11 protein-coding genes and 1 tRNA gene are annotated in these 18,211 nt (G+C 65.9%); 2 read left to right on the top strand and 10 right to left on the bottom strand.

All coding sequences use genetic code 11. The features are described 5' to 3' along the window. Positions 1-32 precede the first annotated feature (32 nt). On the bottom strand, positions 33-806 hold the full coding sequence (locus VN461_04885; GenBank protein HXB54095.1) for an enoyl-CoA hydratase/isomerase family protein: 774 nt from the start codon (positions 804-806) through the stop codon (positions 33-35). A 142-nt stretch (positions 807-948) separates the two neighbouring features. Beyond that, positions 949-1,335, bottom strand: a complete 387-nt coding sequence (locus VN461_04880; protein HXB54094.1) for an ATP-binding protein — start codon at positions 1,333-1,335, stop codon at positions 949-951. A 149-nt stretch (positions 1,336-1,484) separates the two neighbouring features. Between VN461_04880 and VN461_04875 the strand changes: the two genes are divergently transcribed. Continuing rightward, positions 1,485-1,583, top strand: a tRNA-Sec gene (locus tag VN461_04875). A gap of 130 nt (positions 1,584-1,713) precedes the next feature. Here the strand turns inward: VN461_04875 and VN461_04870 are convergent. The 8 genes from VN461_04870 to VN461_04835 all read right to left on the bottom strand — a co-directional run bounded on the left by VN461_04870 (position 1,714) and on the right by VN461_04835 (position 16,058). After that, positions 1,714-2,982, bottom strand: coding sequence for a hypothetical protein (locus VN461_04870; GenBank protein ID HXB54093.1), 1,269 nt, complete (start codon positions 2,980-2,982; stop codon positions 1,714-1,716). 173 nt (positions 2,983-3,155) lie between these two features. Next, positions 3,156-3,686, bottom strand: coding sequence for a c-type cytochrome (locus VN461_04865; protein HXB54092.1), 531 nt, complete (start codon positions 3,684-3,686; stop codon positions 3,156-3,158). Positions 3,687-4,073: 387 nt separating this feature from the next. After that, positions 4,074-6,098 (bottom strand): tetratricopeptide repeat protein, encoded by a 2,025-nt coding sequence (locus tag VN461_04860; GenBank protein HXB54091.1) that lies wholly within the window; start codon positions 6,096-6,098, stop codon positions 4,074-4,076. Between the two features lie 490 nt (positions 6,099-6,588). Further along, positions 6,589-11,196: an FG-GAP-like repeat-containing protein gene (locus tag VN461_04855; GenBank protein ID HXB54090.1), complete on the bottom strand. Its 4,608-nt coding sequence runs from the start codon at positions 11,194-11,196 to the stop codon at positions 6,589-6,591. A 344-nt stretch (positions 11,197-11,540) separates the two neighbouring features. Continuing rightward, on the bottom strand, positions 11,541-11,684 hold the full coding sequence (locus VN461_04850; GenBank protein HXB54089.1) for a hypothetical protein: 144 nt from the start codon (positions 11,682-11,684) through the stop codon (positions 11,541-11,543). Beyond that, positions 11,681-13,204 (bottom strand): GMC family oxidoreductase, encoded by a 1,524-nt coding sequence (locus VN461_04845; GenBank protein HXB54088.1) that lies wholly within the window; start codon positions 13,202-13,204, stop codon positions 11,681-11,683. Before VN461_04845 ends, VN461_04850 begins: the two co-directional genes overlap by 4 nt. Then, positions 13,201-13,620 (bottom strand): hypothetical protein, encoded by a 420-nt coding sequence (locus VN461_04840; GenBank protein HXB54087.1) that lies wholly within the window; start codon positions 13,618-13,620, stop codon positions 13,201-13,203. Before VN461_04840 ends, VN461_04845 begins: the two co-directional genes overlap by 4 nt. A gap of 782 nt (positions 13,621-14,402) precedes the next feature. Next, on the bottom strand, positions 14,403-16,058 hold the full coding sequence (locus tag VN461_04835; protein HXB54086.1) for a hypothetical protein: 1,656 nt from the start codon (positions 16,056-16,058) through the stop codon (positions 14,403-14,405). Between the two features lie 788 nt (positions 16,059-16,846). On the opposite strand from VN461_04835, the gene VN461_04830 reads away from it, so the two are divergent. Beyond that, positions 16,847-18,166: a DEAD/DEAH box helicase gene (locus VN461_04830; GenBank protein HXB54085.1), complete on the top strand. Its 1,320-nt coding sequence runs from the start codon at positions 16,847-16,849 to the stop codon at positions 18,164-18,166. Positions 18,167-18,211: the final 45 nt, after the last annotated feature.

Below are 18,211 nucleotides of genomic sequence, written 5' to 3'. Positions count from 1 at the left end.
CCCCGGTCTCGAGTCCACCCATCCAACTGCCGTCACCGGTGCGTCCATTCTGGAGGGCGTTTCTCGAGGAACGCGCGCAGACCTTCTTTCGCGTCGCGTGTCTTCATGACCTTCTTGAGGAAGAGGTGCTCCACTCTGGAGAGGCCATGCTCGAAGTTTTGGCCTTCAGCGAGGAGCACGGCCTGCTTGGCGAGGCGGAGGACGGGTCCGCTCTTTTCCCGAAGGCGCTCGACCGTCTCTTCCACAGTGGCCCCGAGCCGCTGGGGACGGACCACGCGGTCAACGAGGCCTATTTGCTCCGCCTCTCGCGCCCCCAGGGTTTCGCCGGAGAGCATGAGTTGCAACGTGCGGGCGCGGCCGATGCGGTGGGGGAAGTGCACGGCCGCCAGCGGAGGAAGGGATCCGAGCCTAATTTCGGGGAGGCCGAAGGTGGCGGTCTCGCTGGCTATTACCCAGTCCGCGAAGCCGGCCAGCTCGCAGCCGCCACCCAGCGCTGCCCCCTGCACGGCTGCGATCGTCGGGCAGCAGAGAGCTTGGAGACGGCGGAAGATCTCGTGAAATGCGTCCAACATCGCCGCCGCACGACCCGGAAAATGGTCCTCGACCGAAACTCCCGCACTGAAGGCCTTGCCCTCGGCGGAGAAAACGATCGCGCGCAGGCCCCCTTCCGGCCGGACCCCGCGCAGAGCCCGGTTCAGCTCCTGGATCATCTCCAGGTGCAGCACGTTCAGGGGCGGGCGGCGAAGGATGATGCGAGCCGCTACGCCGTCGTTCTCGATGGTCAAGAACTGGAAGCGTTGTTGCATGAGGGCCTCTTCAGAGCGGAGGGAACGGGGCCAAGGGTTGGCAAGGCAGCGAGGTTCTCAAGTTGCTGCCGCTCCTGTCGTCTGGCCCCGGCCGCGGTCCCGGTCGCTGGGTACGTCTCGGTACGACGTAGTACCGGACGGCTTAAGGTTTGGTCCGCACGACCAGGCGGACGCGGTTGCCGGGCGGATCGTACTCTACCTGGTCGACAAGGCGGTGCATGAGGAAGACGCCCCGCCCCGCCGGCTTCAGGATGTGGGAGGGATCAGTGGGGTCGGAGACATGCAGAACGTCAAACCCTTGGCCTGAGTCCTTGATCTCCACTACGGCCTGGCGGCGAGGTGTGACACGAACCGTGATCCCTACCTGGGACCCCGGCCGCAGCCGGTTTCCGTGGACGGCAGCGTTGGATAGGGCCTCGGCAACCGCGACCGCGAGGTCGAGCCGCTGGTCATGGCTCAAGCCCGCGCCCCTCACCGCCTTCACAATACGCTCGACGGCAGGGGCAATCGCATTGCGACGGCTAGACATTCTGAAGCGACGGATGAGGCTGGATCGGGTTGCTCCCTTGGCCCGGCGATGCGGGGGTAGGGTTCGGCTGAGCTTCTTAGGAGGGCGCGCCATCGGTTGGGCCACGACGATTGTAGCCGCCCTTGCCCTGCTAGACTAGGTCGCCCTGAGGAAGCGATTCGGGTCTGGTGACTCGCGCGGCCTTCAAAGCCGTTCGGCTCCGGGCTGACCCCCGGAGCGGTGGGTTCGATTCCCACCCGCTTCCGCCAAGCTCTCCGCGCAACCTGCTGACTCAACGAGTGCGACGGCGAAGCGTTCGTAGCTCTCACCCCTCTTGGTGTGCTTTCGGTGCGGGTTCTACTTGTGACCTGGCAGCTTGCTTCGTCGCAGCAAATAGCCTTACTCAGCAGTACTCTGGCAATACTCTCTACCCGCCCCCAGCCGCTGGCCAGAATCGTTGAAGAATAGTCGGGCACAAGGGTAGGGTACGCAGAACCCGCTCTTCACCCCGCTCTCTTTCAAGTGTGCGAGTTCGCCTTTGACCACCCCCAGAAAACCACCTGTGTCTTCTGTCGGAAACTCTCGGTAATGCGCGGGTACCGGGCAGCTCGTTCCCGGCAGCGGAGCTGCCTGAGGGACGAATAGGTCGTCCCAGTGCCCAAGGAGAAAATAGCTGGCTCGGGTATTCTCCATAATGGCCTGTGGTGCTCCACGAACGTAACGGGCACCACCCACGCACAGGATGGCCACGTCGACCGACTTCCCATCTATGAGTCCGCGAGGAATGGACCCGCGTGGGTTTCGCGCCTGGGAGTCCTGAAAATACACGCGGAAGACCGGCTTGCTGTCGGAGCCCAAGAAATCAATCAGGTAAGCAAAGACGGGCCCCATCACCCACTCCGCAGCGGTCTCCGGCAATTCGGTTAGGTCGTGGTCGAGCGTCCCTCGCCATGGCGTGTATTTCTCGCCTTTGACTGGAGCTGGCAGCCGCAGTGGAATCAACCCAAACAGTTTGACTTGTGACAGAACGCGCGGATTGAACACCGGCGAGTGCTCGGATTCGATCGCGAGGAACCGCATGTTTGTCCTTTGCCCAGAGGCATTCTTCACTGCGGTCCATTGGACCGAGCCTTGAGGGGCCGGCGTCCAACGGTATGCGACAGGGTCGACTACCTGCACTCGGTCCGGTGTGTCGTAAAGGCTTTTCGCTCCGGAGCTCGAAACACCGCGATCCCCCATGAGGATGTGCTTCGTTGTCGCGCTTCCGTAGATCGTCGCGTTTGAAGCGTAGCGGTCCGCTATATAGGGCACGTCCATGAGATGGTCATAGTGCGAGTGACCCACAAAGATCGCGCTCACCTTGGTTACGTCCGGGAGAAGTGCGTCGATTAAAAGGGTATCGGTGTGGATCTTCTGTGAACCAACTTCGAGGAGGTACGGATTGGAGTACATTGGCCCGGTTATAAAGCTGTCCTCACCTCGCCGAACGAGAAACCCATCCACACCCAAAAACTGAATCTCAACCGTTGCTTGCTTGCAATCCGGGTTCGGGGGAACCGTCGTTTGCTCACAACCGAGCTGAGGCGGGTAGTCTTTGAGGACAAACGGATTCAGAGCGCACGAACAAAGAGCCAGCAACACGGCAATGACTAGCGCACACTTGATCATAGGGCTCCTCCCTCGAAGTACTCGATCGGAGGGCTTCTTCTACTTTGCCCGAAAGAAAGGAGCCCCTTGCCGCTTCTCGCGATTCGCCACCGTGAGACCCCGCTGCTCCGAGCACTGTTGCAAAGGAAGCGCCGTACCACAATGGGCCCCTGGCCGCGATCGTCCGAGTAGCGCTAATTTCCGGGTCGCGCCTGGGGCTGCCCCGCCAGGAGCGCGGTAACGGAAGCAGGGAGCTTGTCCGCGTTCGCGAGCAGAAGCGACATCTGCCATATCTGCGTCTGGGTGAGGCTGTTGTCAAAGCCCGGCATTCCGGTCAGGCGGATGCCGTTCGCAATCTTCCAATAGGTCTCGCCCGGCGGATCGTCCGTCACGCCATTGCCGTGGAAGAACTGGGGGGGCTTCGGGAACTCACCGCGCGCGATCGCAGTCACTGTCTTGCTCGGAAGGCCATGGCACACGGCACAGTGCTCAAGATACAGATGAGCGCCCGCGAGGTGATTGGCTTCGCTCGCGTCGATGGGCACCGCCTTCGGCATCTCTCTCTTGATCCGCGCGTGAAGCGCCCTCGTCGCCAGCGTCTCCTCAAAGGGCATCGGCGCCGCCCCGGTCGCAACGGGGGCAAAGCCTCCCGCGAAGTAAACGAAGACGGCGGCGGCCGTGGCCGCGAGCGTCACGAGAACACCGAGCAGAAACGCCGCCCTCACTGGGCCTCCTTTACGGCGCTGCCGAGCACCTGCCTTCGAGATCCTCGGTGCCCAGGAGCATCCGCGTCGAGGTGACCTGGACCTCGTAGAGGACCGTCGGCCACCCGCCGGATGCGGCTCTCGCGCGCCAGGATCCGTGGGAGCCCTGGGCGGGAGACCGCCCAGGGCAGCCCGGCAGCCCGTATATTATAAGCGCTGCTCGACAATGGTGCTTTAAACGCGGGGAAGGCCTACTCGCGATCCAGAACTCCTTCACGGGTGCTGGGTGATGGTAGGAAACCTCGGGCGGTTCATGCCGTTCGAGGTGACCCTGGCTCTTCTATTTAGCTACGGACCACCAGCGCCCAAGCCGGGTAGTTGCGCCGGTTCGGCGCTCTCATCTTCACGTCAATTCTCCCGGATCTTCACCGAGACCGCCTGCATGGCGCTAATCAGGTTCGCCTCGCGTGCTCTCTCCGCGGGCGAGGCCTCGGAGCCGCTCCCGTGCGGGCCGGCCTTGATCGACCGGTCGAGCTCCGGCAGCGCGGCGCGCGCGGCGGACCCCATCTTGCCGAGGCCGGCGACGATCGTCTCGCGCACCGCGATGGCGGTGTCCTTGTGACCCAGCGCGGAGGCAAGGTAGGGTACTGCAGGCCGGCCGAAACCGAGCAGTCGCTGCGCGGCGAGCGCCTGCTCGCCGGCGTTCTTCTCGTCGAGCTGGAGGACGAGCTCGTTGAGTTCGTCCGCCGTCTTCAGCGTCGCCGCCCCCGCATTCGCCGGGCCCAGGAGCGCGTTGCGGAGCGGGCCAACGTCCACGCCCGCCTTCGCCGCCAGGCCCGCGAAGAAGCGGGCCTTGTAGTCGTCGCGAGCGCGGAAGTAGCACCACGAAGTGCCCAGCAGGGCCTCGCCGTCGAGCCGGGGGTTGACCTGCGACACGCGCTCGTAGGCGGTGATCGCGCGCGCCCACTGTCCACCCGCGCGATAGCTGAGGGCCACGCCCAGGGCCGCCTTGGCGTTCTTCGGCTCGAGCTTCAGCGCCTTTTCGTAGGCGGCCACGGCCTCGGTGACGCGGGGTGGCCGGAAGTGGCGGTAGATCCAGCCGAGGTTGATGAACGCCCCCGCGTCCTGACCGTCCGGCCGTCCGGTGACCTTCAGCAGAACGGCCAGGCCGTCGTCAAGTCGATCGTCGTAACCGAGGAACAGCCCGTAGTTCGACAGATAGGTGAGGTTCTCGGGCTCGAGCGCGACCGCCCGGCCGTAGGCGTTAGCGGCGAGTTTGAGCTCGCCGACGTGGTAGGCGGCCGTGCCGAGCGCCGCTTGCGCCTCGGCCACGCCCGGCATGGCGGCGGTGACCACGTCGAGCGCTGCTTTTGCGCCTCGCCAGTCTTCCTTACGCAGGAGGAGCCGGCCGAGCAGCCATTGCGCCTCTCCCGAGGACTTGAGGTCGTCGGACAGCACGCGCAGGCCGGCAAAGGCGGCAGTCGCGTCGCCCTGCCGAAGGAGAAGCGCCAGGGCCGCGACCGGCGGCGCGGCCCAGGTTGGGTCGAGGCCCGCGGCCTTGGCGTAAGCGCCCGCGGCATCCGCGAGCTGCCCGCGGCTCTCGAAGACGCGTCCCACGGTGAACTCGACCACTGGGTTCTTCGGCTCGAGGAAGGCGGCCTGTTGGACCGCGGCCATGGCTTCGCTCGCCGTGTCGAGCGGATCCTTGGCCAGCTGGGCCAGGGCCAGCGCGGCTAGGGCTTCCCCGGAATGCGCGTCCGCCTGGACGGCCGCGCGAGCCGCCTCGAGGGCCGGGGTGGCCTTTCCCTGAGCGGCGAGGGCAACTGCGAGCCTTGCTCCGGCGCCCGAGCGTGCGTCGAACGATAAGGCGCGCTGGAATGCGGCCTCGGCGTCGGGGAAGATCCGTGCCGCTAGCAGGGCGTCGCCGCGTGCGATCTGGGCGGCGGCGGACGACGGGGCCGCTTGTGCGGCCCGCTCAGCCGTCTCGCGGGCGGCGGGATCGCCGAGGCGAGCCTGGGCGCCGGCCAGGGCGGCCAGGCTGTCCATCATGGCCTCGGCTTCGACTGCCTCTCGGCCGAGGGTGAGGGAGTCCGCTGCGGTCCCGCCCCGCAACGCGAGAGCGGACCGGGCGGCAAGGACGCGCGCCCGCACGTTCGGCGGCGCGTCCGAGGCCAGGGCATCGCCGAGCGCCCTGCTGGCCTCATCCAGCTTGCCCAGCCTCAGGAACAGACGCGCGAGCGCAAGCTTCGGTTCCGGGTCGCGAGGTGCCTGCGTGGCTGCCTTCTGCAGGATCTTGATGGCTTCGTCCTCCTTGCCCCTGGCGAACTGGGCTTCGGCCTTGGCGATCACGTCGTTGAGCTTCTTGTCGCCCCACGCGAACGAGACGACGGACACGCACAACGTCGGTACCGCCAGGATAGGGAAGATCCGCATCTTCACCTCCGAGACAGAGTGTACACACTTGGCGGTCGGCGCGGTCGTTGTGGGCTTGCGACGCGCGGTGTTTGCTGGTGCATGGCCTGCAGATGGAGAACGGCTCCGGCTTGATGAGTTCGCTGCGAGAGCGAATGCGATGACCACGGTGCGCGACCCAGGGTCCGGCGCCGGACCGCTTCAGGCGGGGGGGGAGGACCTGAGCGCCGGGGCGGTACGCACCCACTTGGTGTACGGGTTCTGTAGGGGTTCGTAGTGCGAAGCGGTGTCACGTGGTGCAGGCGCACGAGGGTTAACGCCCTGACTCTTGTGTCTCGCGTGACTTAGTGTCGTCGGGTGTGACGAGTTCAGGTGCCTTCGATTCCCACCCGCTTTCCGCCAGGCTCTCCGCGCAGCTCGCTGCCTCGACTGCGACGAAGGAGTACCCGCCTCTAACCGCTGCCGGTGCGGCGTCGGGAGTCGAGGAGGGCGGCGTCGACCCGAGGGTGGGCTAGTTGATCGGGGTGAACGCGGGGCCCCCGAAGCCGGTGGAAATGTCGGTGCCCGTTGAGGAGAGCCGGATGAACCACAGACCGGAGGGGGGGTGGTAGACCGCGATGTCCGTCTTGCCGTCCCCGTCGTAGTCCCCTGGCACGGGGATGTAGCCAGTCGCACCGTAACCGATCGTGGCCACCGTCCCCGTGGAGGAGTACTTGATGAACCACAGGCCGCTCGCGGCATGGAACACGGCCAGGTCGTTCTTGCCGTCGCCGTCGAAGTCACCCCGCACCGGCGTGTAGCCCGTTCCTCCGAACCCAGTGGTCGAGTCAGTGCCGGTCGAGGAGGAGCGAATGAACCACAGCCCGGTCGGAGGATGGTAGACGGCGATATCGGTCTTCCCGTCCCCGTCATAGTCGCCGGGCACCGGGATGTAGCCGGAGCCCCCATAACCTAGCGAGATTACGGCTCCCGTGGAGGAGTACTTTATGAACCACAGGCCGGTGGCATCGTGGAACACAGCCAGGTCCGTCTTGGCGTCGCCGTCGAAGTCGCCCCGCACCGGCGCGTAGCCCGTTCCCCCGAACCCGGTGGAGGTGTCAGTGCCGGTCGAGGAGGAGCGGATGAACCAGAGCCCAGAGGGGGGATGGTACACAGCGAGGTCGGTCTTCCCGTCCCCGTCGTAGTCGGCGGGTACGGGGACGTATCCGGAGCCGCCGTAGCCCACGGTGGTTACGGTGCCGGTCGAGGAGCTCTTGATGTACCAGAGGCCGTCGGCACCGTGGAAGACGGTCAGATCCGACTTACCGTCCCCGTCGAAGTCAACCGGCCGCTCGTTCTTGAGCAGGGCGTCGGTGTCAGTGGCCGTGTTGTTCAAGGGGTTGGGGTCGGTCACCCCGCCGGGGGGCCCCACCGTGGCCATGTTGGTCAGGGTTCCCCGAGCCGCTCGGTCGATGGTCGCACTGAGCGTGTAGGTCACGCTCGCCCCATTTGCCAAGTTCACAACGTCGTTGATGTTCCCGGTCCCGCTCCCCGTGCAAATCCCGCCCGAGGCCCCGACACAGGTCCAGGTCCCCCCGGAGAGGGCTACCGGGAGGGTGTCCGTGACGGTGGCCCCGTTGGCCGTGCTGGGGCCGGCGTTGGTGGCCACGATGGTGTAGGTGAGACGCGTGCCTGGCACGGCCGTAGTCCGGCCATCGGTCTTGGTGATGGAGAGATCCGCCTGGGGGGTGAGGGTGTCGGTGTCGGTGGCCGCGTTGTTTCCGGGGTTGGGGTCGGTCACTCCCGCCGGGGCCGCCACCGTGACCGTGTTGCTCAGGCTCCCCGTGGCCGCCGGGTCGATGGTGCCGGTCAGGGTGTAGGTCACGTGACTCCCCGGGGGCAAGTTCACGAGGTCATTGATGTTTCCCGCCCCGCCCGCAGTGCACGTCCCCCCCGAAGCCCCCGCGCAGGTCCAGGTCGCCAGCGTGAGGGCGGCCGGGAGGGTGTCGCTGACCGCGGCCCCGTTCGCGGTGCTGGGGCCGGCGTTAGCCGCCACGATCGTGTAAATGATGCTCGTGCCGGGCACGGCCGTGGTCAAACCGTCGGTCTTGTTAACGGAGAGGTCGGCCTGGGGCGTGAGTGTGTCCACGTCGGTGGCCGAGTTGTTGCCGGGGTTGGGGTCGAGCACCCCGGGCGGGGGCGTGACCGTGGCCGTGTTGACGAGGGTCCCCATGGCCGCCGGGTTCACCGTCCCGCTCACGGTGTAGGTGACGCTCGCCCCATTGGGCAGGTTCACGAGGTCGCTGATGTTGCCGGCCCCGCTCGCAGTACAGGTCCCACCGGAGGCCCCGGCGCAGGTCCAGGCCCCCCCCAGGAGGGCGGCGGGCAGAGTGTCCGTGACCGTCACCCCGGTCACGGGGTCGGGGCCGGCGTTGGCGGCCACGATCGTGTAGGTGAGGGGATTGCCGGGCACGGCCGTGGTCTGGCCGTCGGTTTTGGTGATGGAGAGATCGGCGGTCGCGGCCGGAGGTGGGATGATCTCCCAGAGGCCACGACCGTGAGTGGCGACGCGGAGTACCCGCGTCGCCGGGTTGGTGTCGCTGTTGAAGGTCAGCTCGAAGACGGGCACGCGGGGGAGCGCCGAGCCAAGAGGGTTCCAGCTCCCGCCCCCATCGGCCGAGTAGTACACCCCGATGTCGGTGCCGGCGAAGATGTGGTTGGAGTTGAAAGGGTCGATAGCCAGCCCGTTAACGGGCACGTCGGGAATGCTGGTGAGGCCGCCGCCGGAGGCGCTGCTCCAGGTCGTCGCCGCGCCCGCGGTCAGGTTGGTCGTCTTGTAGACGTGCCCGGTAGCATTGCCCCAGTACCCACCGAGCGACACATAGGCCGTGTTTCCGCTGGCATCGTTGGGATCGAAGACCGCTCGCAGGACCTGTTTTAGTGGAGTCGGCAAGTTTGTGGTCACGTCGGTCAGCGTGCTCGAGCCGGTGGTGGTAGCCCAGACGTGGCCGTTTACCACCCCAGTGGTGACGTTAAGGCCCAGGCCTACGATCCGGAAGCTGTCGTTCTTGCGGGAGATGGCGATGGTGTCGATGGGAACGTTGGCGGTTATCGGCCCCTGGCTCACCAGTGTGGCCGTGTCCCCACGATTGGTCGAACGATAGAGACGGTCCGAGCCGAAGTAAACTGTGTTGGGGTTCCCCGGGCCAAGCTCCACAGGCGCGTAGAAGTTCACGTTGTCGCCGAGGCTGATGCCGTTGAAGGTGTCGGTGCTGCCATCGCAATGAACGGTCGCATCAACGCCGCCGGAATACTGCCCCTTGAACGACCATCCGCCGTCGGTTGCGCAGCTGGTCGTGTTCACACGTGCGTAGCCCAGCAGCTGGTTGGTCGCATTGAAATAGGTGTGGTACATGGTCACGGTGGAGGTGGAAGCCGAGCTCTGGTCGATGCGGGCGTAGCCGCCATCCCCGAAGTCGATACGGTTCCAGGCCGCGGCCGTGGTGTACATGTTGGTGCCGTTGTCCTGGGTGCCGCCGATCGAGTACTTGGGGTCCGCAGAGTGGGTGGACACACTCTGAAACTGCGTGGCGCTCAAGGGACTGCTGTTGAGGCTCACCCAGGAGGCCCCCCCGTCGGTCGACTTGAAGATGCCCCCGTCGTTGCCGTGATAGACCACGCTGGGGTTGCCGGGATCGACCTTTATGAAATGGGTGTCCGCGTGGAGGCCGGTGGCGGAATCCGTGAAGGTGGCCCCCCCATCGGTCGACTTGGCGTGGAGACGGGCGCAGGGGGGAGTGGTTCCTCCCGTGATGTTTCCACCGAGCCAGAGGAGGTCGTCCGTCACGGCCGCGCTGGGGCCCGGCCTTACGTCCAGGCCAAAATTGTAGAAGCACTGGCTGCCGCAGAAACCGCCCCCGCCCGCGAGCTTGGCCGACCAGGTGAGACCCCCGTCGATCGAGACTCTAAGGGCGCCCGCGTTTCCAGCGACGTTGCAGCCCGTCCCCGTCACGGACTCGCCGGCCGCGGAATAGATGACCAGGTTCGGGGTGGAGGCCTGCTTGTAGCCGGCGAAGACTCCCCGCACGGTTCCCGAACCGGGCGCCGTGGTGCCCTGAACAAGACTGAAGGTGGGGGTGGCAGCCAGGGCGTTGCTGGAGCGGTAGATGCCCCCGTCGCTGGGGTTGGCCGTGCCCTGGATCCAGACCCCGAGCTGATTGGGATCCGCGGGGTCAGGGAAGATGAGATCGGAAACGTTCCGGTTTCCGGTGTTCGGGGTGTCGAAGCCACTGCCGGCGGTGGTGACGGCCAGCTTGACGACCGTGACCGAGGCAGGCACTCCCGTGGCGTTGCCCAGGCGGTAAAGGCCCCGCATGCCCAGGGGGGGGATGCTGCCGCCCAAAGCAACGTCGCCCCCTTCACCGATCACCCCCCCTGCCGTGCCCACGAACAGGGTGGCGGGGTCCGTGGGGTGAACGAGGATCCGGCTGACGGACCGACCGTTAAAGACAGGGTTGCTTATGGGCGTGGTGCCGTCGCCGGCGGTGTAGTTCCGGACGGGGTTGATCGGCCCCACGAGGGTCGCCGTCGTGGGAGCGGCGTCGATGCGGTAGAGGCCCACCCCGGCAAAGCTGTCTAGCGAGCCGTTCGCCTCCCCCGTGCCAACGTAGAGGATCGTAGGGTCGGAGGGAGCGAGAGCCAAGGCGCCAATGGCGAGGGACTGAGCGCTATCAAAGATGGGGGTCCAGTTCGTCCCTCCGTCGAGGGACCGCCATACGCCTCCGAAAGCGGTGCCGAGATAAATCCGGTTGGTATTGGTGGGATCGATCTCGAGGGCGGTCATGCGGCCGGTCACGGGGTTCGACACGCCCTCGGTCTGCCCGTTGGGGATGGGTGCGGGGCCGATCGCGGTCCAGGTCGTGGTGCTGGCCAGAGGAAGGGTGGTGGGACGGGCGGTCACGCTGAACTTGGGCTGGCGCTCCAAAAACTCGAGCGCTCTTTGGCGCGGGTTGTAGGGGAGCAGCTTCGCGTCGTCGAACCCCCGCAGCATCCCGATGAAGGCATCGCGGAGGCGTAGGTAGGTCTCCTTGTCGATGTCGCGGAGGAAGGGCGGAATGTCGGGATCTTCGTCGGACCCCAAGCCCGGAGACGTGGGGCCTGACGGCGCAGGGCTGGGCGTCGCGGCCCGCACTTCGAAGGGCCCCGCGAGGGCAAGAGAGCAGACGAGACCAACGGCCAGCAACGGCGAGGCGGGGTTTCGTCGGGGAGTCGTCGGGTTAGCGCGTCGTCCCATCACGCCGTCCACCCGCGGACGATTAAAGACCTAAAGCGATCGGAGGGAGGAGTCAGGTTATAGCCTAAGGCGGGCGAGAATGTCAACAGCCTTCAAGTCACAGCTTTCAAGTCCCTCCTCGAGAACGGGGGGGGCGGGCGGTTCCGTTACTTTCCCGCTACTTCGGGTTTCGAAGGGGCGTCCGGCTTGGTCTAGACGGTCGTCAGCAGTGCCATCGGCGGGCTCGGGCTCGTGAGACCCACCCGGCGGCCACCGCCGCGGTGCTCTGCGCGGTCTAGATCGGTCTCCACCACCGTGATCGCGTCGTACCGGGCGAGTATCCTCCGATCGCTCACCGGTTGGCTTCTGCAGAAGCGCGACGAGACAACTCGTGTCCTCCAGCCAAGGCATGCTCTGCGGCTCGAAAAGCGAGCGCCATGACCGTCGCCTGGGGATTGATCCCGGGCGCTTCCGGAAGCTGGCTGGCGTCGCCCACGATGACATTCTCGTGGCCATGAAGGCGGCCGAAGGAGTCAGTTGCCGAGCGCCTATCGTCACCTCCCAGCGGGCACGAGCTGGACAGGTGGACCGTCATTAGACTGGTTCGATTTTGCGGTAGCCCCCTGACATTGAATTCGTCGCACTCCTCGGGCCGGCGCCACCCGGCGTGGCCGCGTATGCTGGGATAGACGACGGTGGCGCCACTCGCGAACATGGCGCGACCGATACGGGCAAGCCCCTTTGCGAGGTTTTCCCAATCAAGGGGCGCCAGCCTGTAGCTAACGACTGGTTCGACCGCCCCCGGCAGCGTCCTGATGCGGCCCACGCCCTGACCCCGAACGATAGCGTAATACGCCCCCGCCCGGTCCATCGCCGCAACCAGATCCTTCCGATGTTGCCAGTAATCCGACAACATCATGCCAAAGAATCCGGGCGTCACAATCGACCCACCCAGTCGCTGATCCGGCATGAACTCGCTGATCGCATACAGGGGAAACCGGCTGTCAGACGCCCCGACCCGCTTGTCGAAGAGCGCCACGCATTTCAGGGTCGGGTGCATCCTCAGGGTATCGCCCACGTGGCGCTTGAGCCCGCTCCGCCGAAGGATTGCCGGAGTGTGGATGGCCCCCGCGCAGAGGAACACGAGTCGAGGTCGTAAAGTGGCTCGGTGGCGCCGCCCGTCCGCGCCCATTCCGATCGCCTCGACCGCGATCGCCCGGCGACCGCGCACGACCAGATGGGTCGCGCGGCACTCCGCGAAGAGGCGCATACCCCGCGCCAGGGCCTCCGGGAGTAGTGTGTTGCTCATCGATTGCTTGGCGCCGGTGGGGCAGCCATGTGCACACATGTTTGTGCCGACGCAATGCCGCTGGCCGCGCTCGAGGGGGGTGGCACGCCACCCCAACTTCCTTCCGGCCTCATGCAGGATCTCGGAAGCGCGACCGAGCGGACCCCGGGTCAGAGAAGAGTTAACGACTCTCGCCGCGCGATCGAGGTGCGGTGCCAGCGCTGCCGCGCCGAAATCGGCGATGCGATAGTCCTGGGCCCAGCGCTCAAGCAGCTCGTCCGGCGTCCGCTGAAACACCGCGGCATTAATCTCCGTGCTCCCGCCAACGCAGCGACCCTCGGCATAGGCCACCGGCGTCGGCCCGAGTGCCGCGGTGAGCCCGCTGCAGCGCCACTGACGCAGCAGCGCGGTGGTGAGGCGGGCCGGCTTTTGCTCGGTAGGCACGAAAGGGCCTTCCTCAAGCATGATGACGTCGAGACCGGCCTCCGCGCACACTGCGGCAACACACGCTCCGCCGGCACCGGAGCCGATGACGACGACATCGCAAGCGGTCTCGACCGGTCCATCAAGCCGATAAGACGGGCTCATCGAATCCCTGCGTCCAGTCCTCGGCGTAGCTCTCGAAAGCGGGTCTGACGCTCCTCGCTGGACTCGATCCCCATTAGAGCCATCACGATTGGATGGTCGTAGAAGGCGAGCATGGCTAGCGAGCGGTAGAGCCGGACCAGACCCGGAGCAGGATTCGGCATGCGTTCAAAGAGCTCGATTGCACGCTCTCCCATGTCGTGGGTGATGGCGCGGAGACGCGTGAGGCCAAGGTAGATTGAGAGCCAGGCGGTTAGGCACAGCGTGAGAACGTTAACGCCAATGCGCAAATGCCAAGGCGCCATGGCGAGTGCCTGCTGCACGAAGTCGGTGACGTCGGAGAGAACTCGCGCGCGGGCGGCACGGTCGAGCTCGGGCCGTCGCGGAAGCAGAGTCTCGACAAGGGAGCGCGATACCATGCGCGCTAGCGTAGTCGCCTTTGTGCGGAGCTTTGTTGAGGGTAACTGGTCTTCATGACATCGCCTTCAGGAAGCAAAGGGTGCGTTGCTCGGTGGACTTTGATGAATCGACGAATCGACCGGCCGGCCTTCCTGCTCCGCCTGGGCTGCCCAGCCCGCAGTAGGCGCTGATCGGTGGCTCCGCTCCACCGGGGAGGCCAGCCCAGTGCCCCGCCACGGATCTGGAATCGATTCCGGCGGCTTCTCGCAAATCGAGCAATGAAACGGGCTACCCAGTGACCGAGCAGCACAGCCCCACGGCCGCGCCCTGTGCCGCAAAGCGCGTGAACTCGGTGCCGGCAACGCCCGAACCGTCCGTGATGGCGTGCACGTTGAGCCAGGTAACCCCGCTCGTGACTGAGGGGCCGCCGTTCGCGGCCCCGCCCGCCCGTCCCCGGTGGACGCGCCCGCGGAGGGTGCGCGCCTCGAGTGGCTCGCCCCCCGAGGGGTCGGGTCGACGTGAATCTTAGTCGAGTCTCTCGCCCGACGCATCCGGAAGGACGGCAGGAGCTGCCGGCGGACTCGGGATGTGAATGGCATCCGGCGCTGGAAGTCCATTGGCCTCTCGTGGAGTGCGGCCCGAGGGGCTGCATTGGTGCCGACTAGCCTCAACCAGAGGGTTGAGGGAGGTGCGGCCATCCCCGCCCCTGGCTGCAGGTGTTGAGGGGACTGATTCCTTTTTGGGGGGATCATCCTCGGGGGCGAAGTACCTCAATTGCAGCCGCACCGAGGATCTTGCCGGTTCACGGGGTCACTCGGTCGGAAACGGCGAGGGGACTCGACGCGCTGAAAGCCCGCGTTTCCAAGTTCACCCATGAGATGCGAAGATCGGGTGCCGACACTCCTCGCCACCCGTTCCAGAACCGGATCTCTGCCACCTGCCCCTGTTCGGGGAGTGCCCCGCTGAGCAGGGCCTCCAGGCTAGCTGCATTGTGGGGAAGCGGGCTGATCCACAGCCCGCTGGCAGCCTGGTCCGGAATGAAGCGGCAGTGAATCATCCGCCGGGCTCTGAATCGAACGTCAATGGACATCTCCTCCTCCCGAAAGAGCAAACGCCGGAGCTGAGCGGATGGGGGACGTCGAAGGCCAATCTCAGCGAGTATGACGCCGGGCCGGTCGGGGACCGGGGTCCAGGCCCCCCACGGGACCGTGAGCGTCGCGATCTGCCGTCTTGACAGGAAGCGCGGTTCCGCCCTTGGTGCAAGCAGGAACACACTCCCGGCGCTCACCAACTCGTAGTGGTTCAATATGGACACCAGGGTGAGCGGCTCGTCCCAAAAGAGGTGTCGGCCATCGATGCTGGCGACGCCGGCTGCGCCCGGTGTGCGGAGAAGCTCGCCCGGGGTCTTGTGCCACAGCAACCGCTGCGGTCGGCGCGGGGAGTCGAAGAATGACGCGTTCAGCCGATCGAGCGCTGGGTTGTAGGTTTGAAAGGAGGTCGGAAACGGGCGGTTCGCCCAATTCAGATGATTGGCGGCCACATAGCTAGCTTCCCAGGGGTACACGTCTACCGTGGAATCTGCGAGAACCGCGCGTTCAGCCGTAGGTAGCACGAGCGGCTCGAGCGCTCTTATCGAAAGCTGGGCAAGATGGGCACGATGATGCTGCAGTTGAACCAGGGCTTCCAAGCCCGCGACCCCCGGCAGGCCGAGGGGTTGGGTCAGCGCTCTTACCAAGGTCTGCACCGGAGGGCCGTCGTCGACAGGAGAGTGAAGCCAAGCCACAAGCAAAGACACAACAGCCCCGGCGAGGATGGGCGAAGCACGCCACCTACGCTCCGCGGTCAGTGAATCGGTGATGAGCACAGCTACGATGACAAGCCCGAAAAGGACGAGGACTCTCGCGTGTACGTCTTGGCGAACCACGGAATGCTTCCAGGTCACCAGCAGTGGGAAGCTGCACCCGGCGAGCGAGAGACATGCCCGGCCGTGCCTCTGAAAGACGGCCCACGCGGCCAGAAGCAGGAAGAAGACGAGGAAGCTCCCGGCCGCCACCTCCCAACCTTCCAGGGCGAGGCTCATGGCCGAGGAATAGCCTGAAGCAATCGCCCTACTCACAACGAGATGAGTCGCCAGACCGCGAGTAGTGCCATATCGCGCCGCCCAGGGAACCAGCAGGCCAGCGGAAAAAAACCCACTGACTAACAGCAGACGAGAGATAACTGCTGAGGCCCGTCGCTGGAGCAGACAGCCTAGGCCAACCGCCAAGAGGGCGCCCACGCCAAGCGAGACCCTCATGAGGAGAAAGAAGCCCGCCAGGACACTGGCCAAGGCAGACGCGAAGAGGCCCACTCGGCCTTGGCCATGAACACCCAAGAGGAAGAGCAGCAGAAACAAGGCGAACCAGCGGTACTCGTCCCAAAAGGCAAGGTGCACGACGTAGGTCAGGGACAGGCCCATCAGGACGCGCCCGACCCTCCCCAACCCCGGCGCCGACCACACATAGGTTCCCGCCGCGACCCCTAGCCCAGCGGCGAGAACCATCTGGGTTAGGAACCAGTACGGCGCAATGTCGCCAAGATCCACGGGCTGCAGGACCCAGCCGTATGGCCCGCGAGTGGAAATGAACTCTTGTCCCCAACGCTGGCCTCGCACAGCTGCGTAGTTGGCAGCAAACGCGCAAGAAGGATCAAGCCCGGGCTGCGCGGGAGAGACTCCGGGCCGGAACCCTAACAGAACGCTGGCAACGACGGTCACCATGAGGAGCAACCCCCCCCCCGCGTTCCGGGCTGGGTCCGCGCGGGCAAGCCCTGCGTGGGGAGTCTCTACGGGTGATATTGCCTTTGGTGACACTGGTTTGCCGCGCACAGAGGATAGCGTGTCCGGAGGCTATGCAAAAGAACAAGCAGTTGCGGTACTCGGCTCAACGTGGCCGTCACTGCCGACGCGCCCCCGCTCCCCGACGCCCTCTCGGTCCGGCCGAGCGGCGTGAGTACCGCCAGCACCTCCTCCGCCCCTCCGAGGTGATCGCCGCCTAGGCCTGATCGGGGAGGGACCATTCGAGGCGATCAAGGTAGACCCGATTCTTGAGACGGGGCGACCGTGGCTTCCGGACTGAGCCCCCCAGCCGTCGAATTCGCGTTGGGCCCGGGGATGTGAGATACTGACGGTGCTTCGCGCTCCATCAGGGAGCCGCGCGGACGGCGGCCTCCCGGCACTCCCCCGTTCTTCAAACCCAATGGCCGGTCATGTCGAAAGGTCTTACTCCCTTGCCCTTTGCGCAACTCCGTCTCCACGACAACTTGGTGCGTGGCGTCCGCACGCTCGGCTTTCCGCGTCCCACACCGATCCAGCAGGAGGCCATTCCGCCGGCCCTCGAGGGTCGCGATGTTCTCGCCTGCGCCACCACCGGGAGCGGTAAGACGGCGGCCTTCCTCCTGCCCATCCTCCACAGCCTCTCGGGCAAGCCGCGGGGAACGACTCGGGCCCTAGTTCTGACCCCCACGCGAGAGCTGGCCCAGCAGATCGCCGACCATGCCAAGGCCCTAGCCGTGCACACGCCTTTCTCGGCGGCCGCCATCTACGGCGGCGTTGGCATGGGCCCCCAGGAGCATGCCTTCCGCAGGGGCGTCGACATCATCGTCGCTACCCCGGGCCGGTTGCTCGATCACTTCCGCTTCCCGTATGCCCGCCTCCAGGGCCTGGAGACGCTAGTCCTCGACGAGGCCGACCGCATGCTCGACATGGGCTTCATTCCCGACATCAAGCGGATCTTGAAGCACATCCCGGCCAAGCGGCAGACGCTCTTGTTCTCGGCCACCCTGCCTCCGCAGATCGTGACCCTGGCCCGGGAGTTGCTTCGGGACCCGGCCACCATCAGCCTCGAGCGCAAGGTGACCCCGGCGGTGGGCATCACGCAGGCAGCCTACCCCGTGCCGGCTCAGCTGAAGTCCGCACTGCTGGTCGAGCTCATCAAGCGAGGGGAGATCCGGAGCGTCATCGCCTTCACCCGAACCAAGCACCGCGCCAACCGTTTGGCGGACTACTTGGCGCGCAACGGCGTGTCCGCCGGGCGCATCCACGGCACCCGGAGCCAGGCCCAACGGACCGCGGCCCTGAGCGACTTCAAGGCCGGCAAGTTCCCGGTTCTGGTCGCCACCGACATCGCGGCCCGAGGCATCGACGTGGAGGCGCTTTCCCACGTCATCAACTTCGACGTCCCCAATTCCCCGGAGGATTACGTCCATCGCGTGGGACGGACGGGCCGGGTCGAGCTGACGGGCGACGCCTTCCTCTTTGTGTCGCCCGAGGAAGAAGCCAACGTGAGCCGCATCGAACGGGTCCTCGGCACCCGTCTCCCCCGGGTCACGCTCCCCGGTTTCGACTACACCATGAAGCCGGCCGAGAAGCTGGAGATTCCTCTGGGCCAGCGCCTGGCCTTGATGCGGGCCCAGAGACGCCATCACGATTCCCGGCCCTTGCACCGCGGTGCCGCCCAAGCCCAGGGCCGAGCTCCTTGGCGTCGTCCACGTCCTGGTATGGGTGGCACGGAGCGCGGCCCCGCTTAGCGAACCGCGCGCAAGTATCTCATTGGACCCGTACCTATCCAGTTA

The sequence above is a fragment of the Vicinamibacteria bacterium genome (assembly GCA_035570235.1).
GTDB lineage: Bacteria > Acidobacteriota > Vicinamibacteria > Fen-336 > Fen-336 > DATMML01.
The sequence above is the reverse complement of the archived record's forward strand: the minus strand, read 5'-3'. Positions and strand labels throughout refer to the sequence as shown.